The following is a 17,447-nucleotide window of genomic DNA, read 5'->3' on the forward strand; positions in this document are numbered from 1 at the left end:
TTGTCGTCACCTATGACATGCGCTTGTCTTTACGGTATCTTTGGGATGTGTGTAATTGCTTTATACTTAGCTTGTTGCGAATGAATCAAGAAGATAGAATTTATGAATACACTGATAGGACTTTTGATTATTGCCATCGGTAGTTTCGGGCAGAGCAGCTCGTACGTGCCGATAAAAAAAGTGGACGGCTGGTCGTGGGAAAGTTTCTGGCTGGTGCAAGGAATCTTTGCATGGCTCGTCTTTCCGTTGCTGGGCGCACTGCTTGCCATTCCGGCGGGAAGCTCCCTGTTGGAACTTTGGGGTGCGGGTGGTGCCCTGCCTGCTATGGTCTATGGCGTTCTGTGGGGCGTGGGTGGACTGACGTTTGGTTTGAGCATGCGCTATTTGGGCGTGGCGCTCGGACAGAGTATAGCTCTCGGTACGTGTGCCGGTTTCGGTACGCTCTTCCCGGCTCTCTTTGCCGGAAAGGACCTGCTGCATGGCGAAGGGCTGATGTTGCTCATCGGAGTATGCATCACGCTGGCGGGTATCGCTATTATCGGATATGCCGGCAGTCTTCGTTCCAAAAATATGACGGAAGAGGAAAAACGTGCGGCAGTTAAGGACTTTGCACTGACGAAAGGTTTGCTGGTGGCCTTGCTGGCGGGTGTGATGAGTGCTTGTTTCGCTCTCGGACTGGATGCGGGAACGCCGATTAAACAGGCTGCGCTTGATGGTGGGGTGGAGGCTCTGTATGCCGGACTTCCCGTGATTTTCCTGGTGACCCTCGGCGGTTTCTGTACAAATGCGGCTTACTGCATTCAGCAGAATATCAAAAACAAGACCGGCAAGGAGTATCTGTCCGTGAAAGGTTCGGTGCTGACGAATAACCTCTTGTTCTGTGCCCTTGCCGGTGTGCTGTGGTACAGCCAGTTCTTCGGCCTCGAAATGGGAAAAAGCTTCCTGACAGACAGTCCTGTGCTGCTCGCTTTCTCATGGAGCATCCTGATGTCGCTGAATGTCACATTCAGTAATGTATGGGGCATCTTGCTGAAAGAATGGAAAGGGGTCAGCAACACCACTATCGCAGTGCTTGTCCTTGGGCTGGTCGTGCTGATATCTTCCATTATCGTAGTGGCTATGGCGCAAGCGTGAGATGGTTAAATGATAATTTAGCGAAGCGAAGCGTTGGAGCAAGGTTTCCTTTCGGCATACTAATTGACGTGATAGTGCCTGGTAGGCTGTAAGATAAAAGCCTTACAGGCTTAGGAAATGCACGTCGCTAAATTATCCTTTAGTAACCAACATATATTCTAAATTAATACAAAGATGAAATCAATTCTCGAAAATCGCCCGGCATTGACCTATGCAGTCAATCAAGCGGCAGAAGTAGCCGGATATCTCTGGCAAAAAGGGTGGGCCGAACGTAATGGCGGTAACATTACCCTGAATATCACTGAGTTTGTAGACAATGAAATAAAGGCATTGCCTGCCATCAGCGAAGTAAAACAAATAGGTGCTACTCTTCCTTATCTGAAGGGTTGTTATTTCTACTGCAAAGGTACCAATAAGCGTATGCGTGATTTGGCCCGTTGGCCGATGGAACACGGCTCTGTCATCCGGATTCTGGACGACTGCGCCACTTATGTCATCATCGCCGATCATCCGGTAATGCCTACTTCCGAACTGCCTGCCCACCTCAGTGTGCACAATCGTCTGATTGAGAAGGGTTCTCCTTACAAGGCTTCTCTGCATACGCATCCTATCGAACTGATTGCCATGACTCATTGCAAGAAGTTCCTCGAAAAAGATGTAGCCACCAATTTGCTTTGGAGTATGATTCCTGAAACAAAGGCTTTCTGTCCGCGTGGTTTAGGTATCATCCCTTACGAACTGCCAAGCTCTGTGAAACTGGCAGAGGCAACTATTGAACAACTTGAAGATTATGATGTGGCTATGTGGGAAAAACATGGTGTTTTTGCTGTAGATGTGGATGTTATGTCAGCTTTCGACCAGGTTGATGTATTGAATAAATCTGCCTTGATTTATATTGCTGCCAAAAACATGGGCTTTGAACCTGATGGTATGAGTCAGGAGCAAATGCAGGAAATGACTCGCGCATTTAATCTTCCTAAATAACTCTTAAGTGGATAGTAGTAGTTTCCGCCTGCTACTATCCGCTTGCTATTAACTACTTAAAACTATAATCATGAAACGAACATTCTTTTCCCTCGCCCTGCTGTTGGCAGCGGCAACCCTTACCGCCCAAACTAAAATGACGGCAAGAGAAGCTGCCGTAAAGATTGCAGACCGCATTTTGGCCAGCACTACGTACGAGTTCAAGAATACGAAGACTGGCGAAACATATAAATCCGTCAAGAAGTTACCTCTTGATATGGACGTGAAGGTGGCGTGCAAGTACAATAACTGGCATTATACCAATGGAGTAACAAATATCGCCCTTATGGAGTTGGGCGAGAAGCTTGGAGACAAGAAGTATGATAAATACGTCTTGAAGAATATGAATTTTGTGTTCAACGAAGGCAATCTTGACTTCTTCCGCAAACAGTATGACGAAGCTTTCAAGCAAAATGGCTGGAATGCTGTCCGTAAATTGAGTTGGCACATGATTTTCCGTGGCAAGCGTTTGGATGATAACGGTCCGATGGGAGCCAGTCTGATAGAATTGCAGATGAAGCACCCCAATGATGCTTTTCTGGGTTACATCAATGAGACTGCCGAGCATCTGAATTATGGCGAGCCTCGCTTGGTTGACGGCACTATTGCGCGTATCTGGCCCCACGTCAATACTATTTGGGCGGATGATGCTTTCATGGCTATCTCTTTTCTTGCCCGTATGGGTAAGATGACCGGTGACGAAAAGTATTTCAATGATGCCGTCAATCAGGTGCTGAATTATACCCGTTATCTCTGGTGTCCTGAAAAACGGATTTATTATCATTGCTATCATACGGATAATAAGGAGCACGGAGTGGCTCATTGGAGCCGTGCCAATGGTTGGGTGTTTATGGCGCAGGCTGATTTGCTGAGTATGATGCCGAAGGATCATCCGATGCGTGAGGCGGTTATCGAGAACTTCCGTCAGCAAGCCAGCGGTGTAGCCCGTTATCAGGGTAAGAACGGACTTTGGCATCAGCTTCTTGATAAGGAGGACTCTTATGAGGAAATCACTGGTACGGCAATGTTTGTGTTCGGTATTGCCCGTGGTGTAAAGGAAGGCTGGCTGCATCCCGACTTCATCTATGTGGCCGAGCAAGGTCTGAAAGGTATGATGAAAAAGATTTCCGATAACGGAGATGTAACCTCTATTTGTGTGGGAACGGGTATCATGCCTTCCATAGCATACTATTATAACCGTCCTACCCAAGAGAACGATCCTATGGGTGAAGGTCCTGTACTCCGCGCGCTCGTCGAAATGATAGATGCCCCGAAGTATACGGAAATCAAGGCAGAGCAGCAATATGATAAGATTGTTGTGAAGAAATAGCATTTCCTTTCTTTAATAATATTTATAGGTCCGTTCCAGGGGTATTTTACAATTAACCCGGAACGGACGTTTTTTTATTCATAAATAATTCCTATTTTTGCCCGAACCTATCATGCAAAACACATATTATGACTAAGAACTATAATGATTTAGGAGTTGAATTCAAGTATCTGATTGTGAATGATATGGACCAGAAATTTGGTCTGTGGGTAAATACTGTAGGTTTTCAGGCTATTCAGCCGGATTCTCCTTATCCCTTAAAAGATCATCCTTCCGGCTATTTTTTCAACGCAAAGAAAGGGCGTGTTTTGCGTGAGTATCAGTTAGTCTACATCACAAAAGGACGCGGACTGTTTACTTCTGATACTACTCCCGAGAAACAAGTCTGCAAAGGACGGCTCATGGTGCTCTTCCCGGGGCAATGGCATACCTATCACCCTTATCAGCAGACAGGTTGGAATGAATATTACATCGGTTTTGAAGGTCCGGTCATTGATGATATGATGCGCGGCGGTTTTCTTTCTAAAGACAATCAGGTTCTGGAAGTTGGGCTGAATGAGGAATTGGTTACCCTTTTCTCACGTGCTTTGGAGATAGCGGAGGCGGATAAAATTTCTTCCCAGCAATATCTTTCCGGTATTGTTCTGCACATGATAGGAATGATTCTTTCTATTTCTAAGAATAAGATTTTTGAAATAGGGGATGTAGATCAGAAGATTGAGCAGGCGAAAATCATTATGAATGAGAATGTATTTAAGGATATCGATCCGGAAGAACTTGCTATGAAATTGAATATCAGTTATTCGTGGTTTCGCAAAGTATTCAAGGATTATACAGGATATGCACCTGCCAAATATTTTCAGGAATTAAAGCTGCGTAAGGCAAAGCAATTATTGGTTGGCACCTCTCAATCAGTCAAGGAAATCTCCTTTATGCTCGACTATAAATCAACAGAACATTTCTTTTCTCTTTTTAAAAAACGTACAGGCTTTACTCCACTAGAATATAGGTCTTTTGGCCGTGAAACAGACGTGGAAGAAGAGGACTTATTGTAAAATCAAAACGATTAGTCTAAGGTCAAAATGGTTATTAATTGATTGTGATTTAGGGGTTTCTACGGGCTAGATGCTTTCTGGTTCATGAAGAAAATCAAAAAAGGAAGTCTTTCGGTCAAAACTCTCAATTTTGCTCCCTGCTAGATTCTCTATATTTGCCAACACAAGTTCTGTGCTCGATAACGGGTGCTTGCCTTGTTAGGCTTGAATTTATTTATTAATCAATTATATTAATAATCTATGAGAATCTTACACAAAAACCTCTGCTTGTTAATGCTCCTATTAATAGGTAGTTCTCTAAGTATTTTTGCTCAGAACAAAACAATCACCGGTACGGTCCGCGATGCGATAGACGTGGTGATTGGTGCTTCTGTAACAGTGAAAGGTAATAATTCAATCGGTACGATTACCGATATGGATGGTAACTTTAAACTTTCTGTACCGCCTTCTGCAAAGGAGTTGGTAGTTTCATTCATTGGTTATGATAATCAAACGGTAGTAATTGGTAACAAAACTCATTTTGATGTTACATTAAAAGAGTCTTCTGTGATGTTGGAAGAAGTTGTTGCCATTGGTTATGCGAAGGTGAAACGTAAAGATTTGACGGGGGCAACTTCTTCGGTGTCAAGCAGCGATTTGGCAGCCGTTCCGGCTATGACTGCTGCACAGGCTTTGCAAGGTAAGGCTGCCGGTGTAAACATTGTTACTGCCAGTGGTGCTCCGGGTGCAGGAGCTAATATCACTATTCGCGGAGGTATGTCTATTACTCAAAGTACTGCACCACTCTATATTGTGGACGGATTTGAAATGAGTGATGCGCTCAGCAATATTGATGTGAATGATATAGAAAGTATTGATGTGTTGAAGGATGCTTCATCTACGGCAATTTATGGTGCACGTGGTTCTAACGGTATCATTTTGATTACAACTAAATCGGGCAAGAAAGGTAAGACTCAAGTAAATTATAATACTTATTTTTCATTCGATGTACTCAGTAAAAAGCTGGATATGATGTCTGATGCTGAAGAGTATGTGAAATATCAGTATGAATTTGCTAATTTACAGGGAGTGCCGGGTAACTGGAGTAGTGTTTTTGATAATAATCTAGCTACGGATGTCTCCGATTTTTATACAGGTGCTTACAGCCGCATTCATGATCGCTATGCCGGTGCTTCCACACTTGATTGGCAGGACGAAGTATTTGGAGGTTCTGCTTTAACACAAAATCATAATGTCAATGTTACTACGGGTACCGATAAGACACAAGTGATGTTGACTTACAATTATAGTGGGCAAGATGGCTTGCTGGCTAATCATAGCTCTAATAGAAGTTCATTCCGTACAAAGATCAATACCGAACTCTATAAGGGGGTTCGCTTGGATGTAAATGCTATGTTTTCTAATAAGAAAACGATGGGTGGTGGCGCTTATTCTGGTATGAAGAACGTTTTGCTTCAGCCAATCAATGGAGGTACTATGTTTACACAAGATGAGTTGTTGAACACTCAGACTTATCCGAATTATTCTTCTCTGAACAGTAATTATGATACGGCTAACCCATTAGTTCAGAATGAGGCTTCTACTTCTAAAAAACGTTCACGTATGTATTCGGTTAATGCCGGGATAGAATTTGACCTTTTTAAATATTTTACTTGGCGTACAGCTGGAAGTTATACATGGTCTAGTTCTAAATCAGATTCATTTGCTGACCATAATTCTACTTCTTATTTGATGGATCCGAAAAATACAGGTATTAATGGTAGTATTGGTAATGATGAGTCTTATAAATGGCAAATCACTAATACTCTTAACTATCATCAGACTTTTGCTAAAAAACATAAATTGAATGTTTTGTTAGGGCATGAAGCTTCTTATAGCGAATCGGAAGGAAATTCAATGAAGCTTAGACAATTCCCGTATCCTAACTTCGGACTAGATAATATAGCTAATGCTACGGTTTATGAGAAGAGTGTTTCTCATAAGCATAGTGGTATTGTTTCTGCTTTTGCACGTGCTAACTATAATTTTGACGAACGATATCTGTTTACTGCTACTGTCCGTGCCGATGGCTCTTCTAAATTTGCTGACGGTAACAGATGGGGTATCTTCCCATCTGCATCAGCTGCATGGCGTGTTTCTGAAGAAAGCTTCTTTAAAGAAAGTAGTCTAATGAATTATGTTAATAGTTTGAAATTGCGTGTGGGATACGGAACGACGGGTAATTGTAATATTGGTGATTACTTATACACAACTTCAATTAAGGAGTCTGATTATCCGATGAATAATAATACCGGTACATTGGCTTATGTACTGAATACTACTTTAGGAAATAAGAATTTGAAATGGGAGACATTGCGTTCCACTAATGTTGGTTTGGATGTTGCTTTATTTAATAGTCGCGTGAATCTGACAGCAGAGTGGTATAACAATGAAGTGAGTGATATGTTGATGAAATGTGTTATCCCTTCTTCAACCGGTTATACTGCACAATATCAAAATGTGGGAAAAATGCGTAACCGTGGTTTTGAATTGACTCTCAACACGGTGAATATAAGAACTAAGGATTTTAGTTGGACTTCAGACCTGAACTTGGCATTCAATCGCTCCAAAGTGATTTCGTTGGAAACAGGACAGAATGAAAAAACTTTTGCTGTTGGCGGTAATCGTTCCGGTACAGTAACTTATTATGCTGTAGTTGGGCAGAAGTTAGGTGATATGTATGGTTATATATATGATGGAGTTTATACTACTGATGATTTTGTGCAGGACGATAAAGGTAATTTCTCTTTGCGTGAAGGCGTTGTTGTTCCTGTAAATTCAAAGGGGGAAGCTAAACCTGTGCAACCTGGTGATATTAAATTTGCAGCAAATCAAACTGGTGAAGATGGTACAGCACAATTCTCTGAAGCTCATAAGGTAAAGATTGGTAATGGTACTCCGGATTGTATCGGTGGTTTTAATAATACTTTTACTTTCCGTGGTTTTGATTTGAGTGTATTTATGAAATTTTCTATCGGAAACGATATTTATAACGCAACTAAGCATAGTATGAGTCCTTATGGACAATTCCAAAATGTACCTGCTGAGTTTGGAAGTAACTACTACCGTTTAATAGACCCTGCAACGGGACAGAAAGCTACAACATTAGCACGCATCAAAGAATTGAACCCCGATGAATCTTCTCGTTTGTGGAATTTGGGAAGTACGAATTCAAGTTATATCACTTATCCTTCTTCTTATTATGTAGAGGATGGCTCCTACTTGCGTATTGCACAGGTAACAGTTGGTTACACATTCCCCAAGAGATGGTTACAGAAAGCTATGATTTCTAATGCGCGTATTTACTTCACGGCTAATAATCTGGCTACGATTACCGGCTATTCTGGTTATGATCCTGAAGTTTCTGCTGGTAGTAGTGATTATGTGGCTTGTACGCCTGGATATGACAGTTCTATGTATCCTCGTTCCAGAAGTTATGTAATCGGTCTTAACTTAACATTCTAATCTAAAACGTTTATTAATCATGAAAAAAGTATCAATTATATTGTCTGGGTTGAAGAAGACGTTGTTCGCAACAGCTGTCTCTTGCTTTCTTTTGAGTGTGACTTCGTGTCAGGATTGGCTTGATATGCCCTCTTACACAGACCCTGACTCCGAAACGGTGTTTCAAGATGAGGATATGGCGGAATTATTTATTCTGGGTTGTTATCGTGGTTTGATTCATCAGGAAATGTATTACCATTTAGGTATGGGTGAGACGGTGATGCATTCCAGTGAAGACGGTTCTACTAATAATTCAAAATATAGAATTTGTAATTATAGTTATGATCCAATGGTACCTGCTACAGTGACTACAATCTTCAAAGAGGGATATCGTATCATTGAGTCTACTAACCTTGCCATTTCTAAGTTGAAGAAGATGAGTGAAACCACTAAACGTAATGCTCTATTGGGTGAAGCTCTTTCTATTCGTGCTTTTTGTTATTTGAACTTAATACGTATTTATGGTGATGTTCCGGCAGTATGGACTCCGATGGAAGAACTGGACCCGAATGATGAAAATACATTTTATCCTAAGCGTTCATCCCGTGATGAAATATATGATCAGATAATTGCAGATTTGCAGCAAGCTAAAGATTGGGTACCTTGGTTCAAGGAAAGTGGATATGCTACGGCAGAACGTTTGTCTAAGCAAGGTGTTTATGCTCTGCTGGCTCGTACAGCTCTTTATGCAGGTGGCTACTCATTACGTTGGAATCTGCAGACGAATGACCCTGCCAGTTTGAAATTGGCACGCCGTGATGATGAAGCACGCGTTCGTGAACTTTATCAGATTGCTAACGATGCTTGTAAAGCTATTATCGATAAGAATGAAAATTCTTTAATTCAAGCTCAAAGTGGTATGAGTGGATTCCAATATCTATGGTATAACTTCTGTCAGCGTAATTTCACTGCCACAGATGCTGAAATGATTTGGGATTTGGCACAATATGGTCCGAATACAAACTCTAATTTTGGGGTTTTAGCACAACCTGGATCTCGTGGTGGTACTTATGGTTCACGTAAAGCTATGCAGTTTATGTTGCCAACGTATTATTTGTCGTTTGATGAAAATGATACGCGTCGTGACGTTACTTGTACATCTTATAGTATCTATTTCTTGAATAAAGGTGCAGCAGGTGATACATTTGTTGATGTAGGTACTACTTACTCCTGCATTATGCACGGAAAATTCCGTATTCCCTGGTGTGTGGAGCCACAAGAGGCTGCAAAGCGTAATTTGAACATTCCTGTAATGCGTTATGCTGATGTGTTATTGATGTATGCTGAAACTCAAAACTATCTGAATAACGGTCCTACACAGGCTGCTAAAGATGCTTTGAAGCAAGTGCGTGACCGTGCCGGGGTAGGTGAGCTTTCCATGCCATCTGATCAACAAGCTTTTGAAGATGCTTTACTCCAAGAACGTAAATGGGAGTTTGCTGGCGAATTTATGCTTCGTACGGATATGATTCGTATGAATCGCTTGTCCGAACAACTGGAAGAAGCTAAGAAGGATATGAAAGAACTTTCTAAGCGCGAAGGCAAGTATGCCAATATGCCGGTTTACCGTTTGTATAAGTTCCAGGTAGATGGACAGCAGTATGGTGATAAATTCCTTGCTTTGGATTATATTGACTTGACAGATGAGGCTGAAATTGCAGTTATAAAAGAGATTCCGACAGAACAAGGAAAATATAGTGAATATCAAGCGAAATTAGCCGAAATAGTGAGGGCTCATGGAATTGTAGTAGAGGATGGTGACAAATGGTATCCGACTAATATGTTTGAAGCTTATACAAGTACATTCAATGGCAATGCACGTAAAGCTGTCGGTTTTACCGGTGGATTTAATGCTTTGCAAATTGGTGCCATCATTTACAAGAATCCTACAGGTTATGCCGAAAACGGTGGTAAATTCCCTAACTGGATTGAAGCTTCTGATGGAAGTGATGGCTTGTACTATGGTTTCCAAAAGAACTGTTGCGAGTTGTTGCCTTTTGCAGCAAAGGATCCCGGACATCCGATGGTAGATAACCCGAATTTGACTCAGCATCCGGCTTACGCCAAATAATCTTGCTTTATTCTGAAAGCAGATAATACATAGCCTTAAATTTGCATAAAACAAATATTTATAGATTTTTTATGTGGGTTTAAGGCTATCTTTTCAATTCAATTATTTATTCCTAACATGTCTATTATTAAAAGATAGGCTTTTGTCCGTCCGGACAGAGGCATAGATTCTTATTGCTTTTAGCGAACAACAAATGTTTACCTGTATAAATCAACCTAAAATGAAAACTACTCTATTAAACTTCTTTAAGAATGCCGGAGTTCTACTCTTTATTGCAACGTTTGGAATGAGTTGCAGCGATAATGATATTGAGATTGTTTTGAAGAAAGGTACCGACGGCCCTTTTCCTGACTATGGTAAAGTTCTGGCTTTTCCCGGTGCGGAAGGTTATGGGGCTAATGCTACTGGTGGTCGTGGCGGAGAAATATATCATGTGACGACTTTGGAAGATAATGATGAAGAAGGCTCATTACGTTCTGCCGTGAGTAAGCCCGACCGTATTATCGTGTTTGATGTAGCGGGCGTAATCCATCTGAAAGAGGCGCTTGTATTCTCTAAAAATCTGACTGTTGCAGCTCAGACTGCTCCCGGAGATGGTATTGTGCTTTATGGCAATCGTGTATCGTTTACCGGGGCTAGCAATCTTATTTGTCGTCATTTGCGCATCCGTATGGGAATAGAAGGTCCTGATGGAAAAGATGCTGCCGGAATAGCAAATGGTGAGAATATGATTTTTGACCATCTATCTGTTACCTGGGGGCGTGACGAAAACTTCTCTATCAATTGGGATAGTAAAGGGACACTTCCACGCAATATCACTATTCAGAATTCAATTCTCGGCCAGGGACTGCAAAATCATTCCTGTGGAGGGCTGATTCAGACTGATACCGAATCAGGTATCACCCTTTTCCGCAATCTTTATACTGATAATAAAACACGTAATCCGAAAGTGAAAGGTTTGAATCAGTTTGTGAACAATGTGGTTTATAACTGGGGAAGTGGTGCCGCTTATAATATGGGTGGTGATTCGTCCGGTCAGTCGGAAACAACTATTGAGGATAACTACTTTATTGTAGGTCCTGTAGCCAACTGGCAGAATGTAAGACAAGAAGATAACTCTATTAAGGTGGAAAAAGTTCCGATGACTCCTACTCCGCCGTTTCTGGGAGGCAATGCCGACTTTAGAACTTATTATAAAGGAAATTATTATGATAATGATAAAGATGGTTCGCTCAATGGCTTTGAATTGACACAAAACAACTGGACTGAGTATTGTAAAGGAGAACCGACCTTCCTGAGTGCACCTTCTGACAAACATCCTGTTATCAGCCAGCAAACGTCTGCAACGGAGGCCTATCATTGGATTGTGAAACATGTAGGTGCCAGCCTTCCGGTTCGTGACGAAGTAGACCAATATCTGATTGATGAGTTGACTTCACTGGGTAAAAAGGGAACGATTATTCAGAATGAACAAGATGTACAGCAGTTTTCATTGGGAGGTGTAGGCACTATTCAAAACGGAGAGAAACCTTTGGATAGCGACAATGACGGCATACCCGATGAATTTGAAGACAAATATGGTTTGGATAAGAATGATCCCTCTGATGCTGCAAAGATAGCAAACAACGGTTACACTAATATCGAAAACTATATCTTTACACTTGATGCTAAACTTAATAATTAACTCTTAAACATAAGGAGAAGAAACAGTATGAAAACACTGATAAAATATCTCGTTGCTGCATTAGTGGTAATTATGGTTAGTTGTGACGATACCGAACAATTAATTTATGAACAACCTAATTCGTTTACTTTGGCTTTCAATACGGATGATGAATTGAATGTGGAGATCCAAACCGGAGCAAAGATAGGAATTAATGGAGAGGAATATCCTGTATTGTCGAATGCATGCATTAGTATGTACGATGTTCCTGTTGCCAATCAATATTTGATTTATTATCCTGCTAATGCCCAACTTTCGGATAATAATCTGGATTATTCTTTACCGACAGTTCAAACTTATACGCAAGGGGTGGTTGACCAGTCTGCCTGTCCGCTCTATTGTCTGACGGATAATGACGGTCTGAATAATATGCAAATGAATGTAGCCTGTGGCGGGTTGAAATTGTTTGTTCCGGCTAATGAAGATTTTGCTTCTCTTACCTCTGTCACTTTTGAGTCTGAGAATGATATACTCACAGGAGATATAAGTTTGGATGCGACGACGGGTCAGGTTACTTTCCGGGAGAATACTTCGAAGACACTTGTGCTGAAAGGTGATATAAACATATCCGAAGGACAGGAGTTATATCTTGCTCTTCCGCCAATGGCATTGGGTAGCGCGTTGAATATAACTTTTGTTTCTCCTAAAGGAATTGGTACTTGTTCTGTAGATTTGAACGGGAAGAGCATTGAACGCGGTAAGATACTTTCCGTTGCTTTGGAGAACATAGAGTGGGTTTCAGTGACCAATTATTATGGCAAGGCTAACTCCATCATTGTAGCTCCCGGTACAACTTCCGTAACAGTTGATTGCACTCCTTACTATACTACCAGCTTGAATTACACTTATGAGAATCATGCTTATGATGATAGCAGATTAGCCCGTTCTGCCAAATTACTTTGGAATGATGTTTCTACTGATTTTATAAGCAACGTATCATTATCTTCCGACCGTAAATCTTTTACCGCTACTCTGAATGGGCAACCAGGAAATGCGGTTATCGCAATTTATGATACGGAAGATCCCGACGCGGAAGATGCCGCTATTCTTTGGTCATATCATATTTGGGTAACTGATGTTACAGACCAGCCTTTCGGAATGAACAGTAAAGGTAATAATTATACGGTTATGGATCGTAATCTAGGTGCCGTTTCTGCCACTCCGGGTGATGTTGGCGCGATTGGATTACTCTATCAGTGGGGGCGTAAAGACCCGTTTGTAACAACCAATGAAGTAGGGAAGAATACTGAAGCTATAATGTATAATCAAGTCGGAACTGTCAGCCTGAAGATTGAAAGTGGTGGTGAAGAAAAGGGTACAGTGGCTTATTCAGTCAAGAATCCGGCTACGTATATCAAATACTCACGTTCAAAGAGCAATGTTGCTACTCCGCCTTACTATTATTCTTATGACTGGCTTTATTGGGGTGATAATGCTCTTTGGGGGAATCCTGAAGGATATAATTATCCATCGGCTGCTACTATTCAAAAGTCTGTATATGATCCTTGTCCTGAAGGTTACATGGTTGCACCGCGCGATACATGGTTAAATAACTCTTCTTCTGCGTCCGGTATTGAAGCGAGTGTTTTCCTTTCCACCTCTAATTGGGATACAGAAAAGTTAGGATACTCCTTGAATTATAATGGTCAGGGGTTGTGGTATCCGCTTGGAGGTCTGCGTAATCGTAAAACAGGAAAGCTTCAGGATGCGGAAAAGTCTGGTTATTATTGGCAAAGCACGGCTTTTGCATCCAATGGGGCGGATGCAAGCTATATGAATGTTGGTAAAGATAAAGTAGATACAGCGGGAAAGAATAGCCGTGCCAATGCTTTCTCTGTGCGTTGCGTGCGAATCAATTAGTTTTTCATAGATAAATTAATATTGAATAATTATGGTATCTGAGGATCAAAGAAGCATTTCTTTAAATCCTCAGATATTGGAAGAATTCTTCTTTTTGTGATAAATAGTCTGTTTTCTTGTCTGACATTTATATAGGAAGAAGGTTATGTTGCACTGCCGGAACAAATAGGAAGGGAAATTGGTGATGCAGTTATTTCGGTAGCAACAACCTGTTTCATTTTTTAGTTTCGTAATATGTATGAATCATTAAGAATACTGGTACGAACATTGTCTTTTTGTCTGAAAAATAAGTCTTTTGATTAAGAAAAGTCAAAAGAGGAAGTGTTTCGGTCAAAATATATATAATGTAAATTGACTACAAATTTTATATTTGCAACCGGAATAATGTGCACGATAACGGTAACGTATTCTGTTAATCTTAAATTTATTTATTAATCAATTATATTAATAATCTATGAGAATCTTACACAAAAAAATGTGCTTATTAATGCTTTTGTTAATGAGTTGTCCTTTAGGCATTTTTGCCCAGAACAAGACGCTTTCCGGTACGGTTCGCGATGCGATTGATGTGGTGATCGGAGCTTCTGTAACGGTGAAAGGTGACAAGTCCATTGGTACTATTACTGATATGGATGGTAATTTTAAACTCTCTGTACCGGCTTCGGCTAAAGAATTGGTAATTTCGTTTATTGGTTATGAAGACCAAACTGTTGTCATTGGCAGTAAAACTCATTTTGCAGTTACTCTCAAAGAATCCTCAGTAATGTTGGAGGAAGTCGTTGCTATTGGGTATGCGAAAGTAAAGCGTAAAGAATTGACAGGTTCTTCTGTTTCAGTGGGTAGTAAAGATTTGGCTATTGCTCCTGTGACTACTGCGGCACAAGCATTGGCGGGTAAAGCGGCTGGTGTGAATATCGTACAGCAGAGTGGTGCTCCGGGTGCTGATATTAATATTACGGTACGTGGTGGTACATCTATCACACAAGGAACAGAGCCGCTTTATATTGTTGATGGTTTCCAAATGGAAAATGGTTTGCAGAATGTAGATATCAATGATATCGAAACTATTGATGTAATGAAGGATGCTTCTGCAACGGCCATTTATGGTGCTCGTGGTTCCAATGGTGTTATATTGATTACTACGAAATCCGGTAAGGCAGGTAAGACCGAAGTCTCTTATAATGGTTTTGTTAGTTTTGACCGTTTAGGAAAGAAGTTGGATTTAATGGGAGTTGAAGATTATGTAAAGTATCAATATGAATTCCAATTGCTTCGTGGCAATGAAGATAACTTCTCGAATATTTTTGGTGGAGATATTAATTCTGGTGATTTCTATACCGGTGCATACGGTCGTATTGCTAATGAGTATGGTAATCGTGCCGGCATTGATTGGCAGGATGAGGTGTTCGGTAATACGGGTATTACACAGAATCACAATGTGAATATCAGTGGTGGAAGTGAGAAGACTAAGTATATGTTGAGCTATAACTACACGGGTGAGGATGGTATAATGGATAAACATGGATATCAGAAGAACAGTATCCGTGCTAAGATTAATCATGAATTATGGAAAGGTGTGCGTTTTGATTTTTCTTCCAGCTTACAGATGACTAAAATTGATGGTGGAGGTTCATTGGGCGGTACATTGAAACAGACTATTTTACAACCGGTGACAGGTGGTGTGAAGTGGACCAATGAACAATTGTTAGGTTCTGATTTGGCTGACCTCTTTTCTGAAATGTATGGTGGGGATAATTATGATGCTAATAATCCAATCATCAATAATCAATCTATAACCAATGAGAAATATACTCGTATGGCAACAGTGAATGCCGGGTTGGAAATAGATATATTGAAAGATTTGACTTTCCGTACATCCGGAAGTTACATGTGGCAGCAAGTGCGTAAAGATTATTGGGATAATGGTAATACGAAGACAGCTTCGTCCAATCAAAGTCCTTATGGATATGGTTATCGCAATAACAGTGAAAAGTTTTCTTGGCAGATTACGAATACATTGAATTATGCATTTAATGTGAAAGAAGCCCATCGTTTTAATGTTCTGCTTGGTCAGGAAACCTGGTATCAAGAATCTATGAATCTGGATAATGAATACCGAAAATTCTCAGATGGCAACTTTGGCTTGAATGATGTCAGTATGGGTACTCCGCAGACATGGAAATCAGGGAAAAGTAGAGTTGGCCTTGTCTCTCTCTTTGGTCGTCTTTCCTACAATTATAGTGATCGTTATTTGTTTACGGGAACATTACGTGCCGACGGTTCTTCTAAGTTTGCCCGTGGCCAACAATGGGGCTACTTCCCTTCTGCTTCTGCAGCATGGCGAATTTCAGAAGAAGGTTTTATGAAGGATTTTGATTTCTTCCAGAACTTGAAATTGCGTGTAGGTTATGGTACTTCTGGTAATAATAACGTTGATAATAATATGTATGCTACAGATTATGGATCAGGTCATTATGGCTATAATGGTAGTGATTACATAACACTTGTGCCTGGTACAACACTTGGAAATCCGAAATTGAAGTGGGAAAAAACTAATACCACCAATGTCGGTTTGGATATATCAATTCTTAATAGCCGCGTTAATCTGTCAGTAGACTGGTATAACAATGAATCTTCCAATCTGTTAATTAAGAATCAAATACCTACTTCTACTGGCTATACCCATCAATTCCAGAACATTGGTTCTATCCGTAATCGTGGTGTAGAATTAGTTTTGAATACGACTAATATTCGTACAAAGGATTTCACTTGGACAATGGACTTCAATATTGCTTTCAACCGTTCAAAGGTATTGGATATTTATGGTGATGGTGAAACTGATAATTTCATAACAGAGTATGAATCTCGTATGGGTTTTAAAATTGAAAAAGGAAAACCGTTGGGACAATTCTTTGGTTTGATTTATGATGGTATCTATACGACAGATGATTTTACACAGAATGCTGATGGTGGCTATACGTTGAATGCAGGTGTTCCTTATTTGAAAGGTTCTAATCGTGAAAATGTAAAGCCGGGTGATGCTAAATATAGACCGACGGCTGGTGAGGTAGATGCAGATGGAAATCCGGTATGGGGTACTAATGACCGTACTGTGATAGGAAATGCAGCTCCTAATTTCACTGGAGGTTGGAACAATACCTTTACTTATAAAGGATTTGATTTGACTATTTTCATGAATTTCGTAGTAGGTAATGATGTGTTCAGCATGAGTACTCAGCGCTTTATTGGCCCATATCTGGCTAATCAGAATACACTTGAAAAAATGAAGAACCGTTTCACATTGATTGATCCTTCAACCGGTAAGGAAAGTACCGACTTGGCACGCCTGGCCGCATTGAATCCACACCAACATGATGGTAATGCTTTGTGGAATATTTCAGGGAATAACAAAACTGCCATTAGTGAACGCAGTAGCTATTACTTGGAAGATGGCTCTTATTTACGCTTGAATACGATCACTTTGGGATATACTTTACCAAAGAAATTAGTGCAACGCGCTAAAATCAGTAATGCCCGTGTGTATTGTACCTTGAATAACATTCATACTTTTACTGATTATACAGGGTATGACCCTGAAGTGTCTGCATCAAGCAGTGCTTTGACGCCAGGTATTGATAATTCTTCCTATCCGCGTTCCAAAAGTTGGGTAGTAGGTGTAAACTTAACATTCTAAATTAGACAATGAAT

Annotated in this window: 9 protein-coding genes; all 9 read left to right on the plus strand. The window is 40.7% G+C overall.

Annotated features, from left to right (window positions below):
• The first annotated feature begins 102 nt into the window (after positions 1-102).
• The 9 genes from rhaT to BUC01_RS19040 all read left to right on the plus strand — a co-directional run bounded on the left by rhaT (position 103) and on the right by BUC01_RS19040 (position 17,433).
• Positions 103-1,134, plus strand: a complete 1,032-nt coding sequence (gene rhaT, locus BUC01_RS19000) for an L-rhamnose/proton symporter RhaT (protein ID WP_025832179.1) — start codon at positions 103-105, stop codon at positions 1,132-1,134.
• Between the two features lie 174 nt (positions 1,135-1,308).
• On the plus strand, positions 1,309-2,118 hold the full coding sequence (gene rhaD, locus BUC01_RS19005; RefSeq protein WP_025832177.1) for a rhamnulose-1-phosphate aldolase: 810 nt from the start codon (positions 1,309-1,311) through the stop codon (positions 2,116-2,118).
• 70 nt (positions 2,119-2,188) lie between these two features.
• Positions 2,189-3,487, plus strand: a complete 1,299-nt coding sequence (locus BUC01_RS19010) for a glycoside hydrolase family 88/105 protein (RefSeq protein WP_025832175.1) — start codon at positions 2,189-2,191, stop codon at positions 3,485-3,487.
• 128 nt (positions 3,488-3,615) lie between these two features.
• Positions 3,616-4,542, plus strand: a complete 927-nt coding sequence (locus tag BUC01_RS19015; protein ID WP_025832173.1) for an AraC family transcriptional regulator — start codon at positions 3,616-3,618, stop codon at positions 4,540-4,542.
• Between the two features lie 240 nt (positions 4,543-4,782).
• Positions 4,783-8,046 (plus strand): SusC/RagA family TonB-linked outer membrane protein, encoded by a 3,264-nt coding sequence (locus tag BUC01_RS19020; protein WP_025832171.1) that lies wholly within the window; start codon positions 4,783-4,785, stop codon positions 8,044-8,046.
• Positions 8,047-8,065: 19 nt separating this feature from the next.
• Positions 8,066-10,156 carry a RagB/SusD family nutrient uptake outer membrane protein gene (locus tag BUC01_RS19025; RefSeq protein WP_244895769.1) on the plus strand — a complete coding sequence of 697 codons (2,091 nt, stop codon included), beginning with the start codon at positions 8,066-8,068 and terminating at the stop codon, positions 10,154-10,156.
• 286 nt (positions 10,157-10,442) lie between these two features.
• Entirely contained in the window at positions 10,443-11,840 is a 1,398-nt protein-coding gene (locus BUC01_RS19030) for a pectate lyase family protein (RefSeq protein WP_369862682.1), read from the plus strand.
• Between the two features lie 27 nt (positions 11,841-11,867).
• Positions 11,868-13,739 (plus strand): fibrobacter succinogenes major paralogous domain-containing protein, encoded by a 1,872-nt coding sequence (locus tag BUC01_RS19035; RefSeq protein WP_025832169.1) that lies wholly within the window; start codon positions 11,868-11,870, stop codon positions 13,737-13,739.
• A 499-nt stretch (positions 13,740-14,238) separates the two neighbouring features.
• Positions 14,239-17,433, plus strand: a complete 3,195-nt coding sequence (locus BUC01_RS19040; protein ID WP_394363926.1) for a SusC/RagA family TonB-linked outer membrane protein — start codon at positions 14,239-14,241, stop codon at positions 17,431-17,433.
• The last annotated feature ends 14 nt before the right edge of the window (positions 17,434-17,447 follow it).

The organism is Bacteroides stercorirosoris (genome assembly GCF_900142015.1).
In the GTDB taxonomy this organism is placed as follows: domain Bacteria; phylum Bacteroidota; class Bacteroidia; order Bacteroidales; family Bacteroidaceae; genus Bacteroides; species Bacteroides stercorirosoris.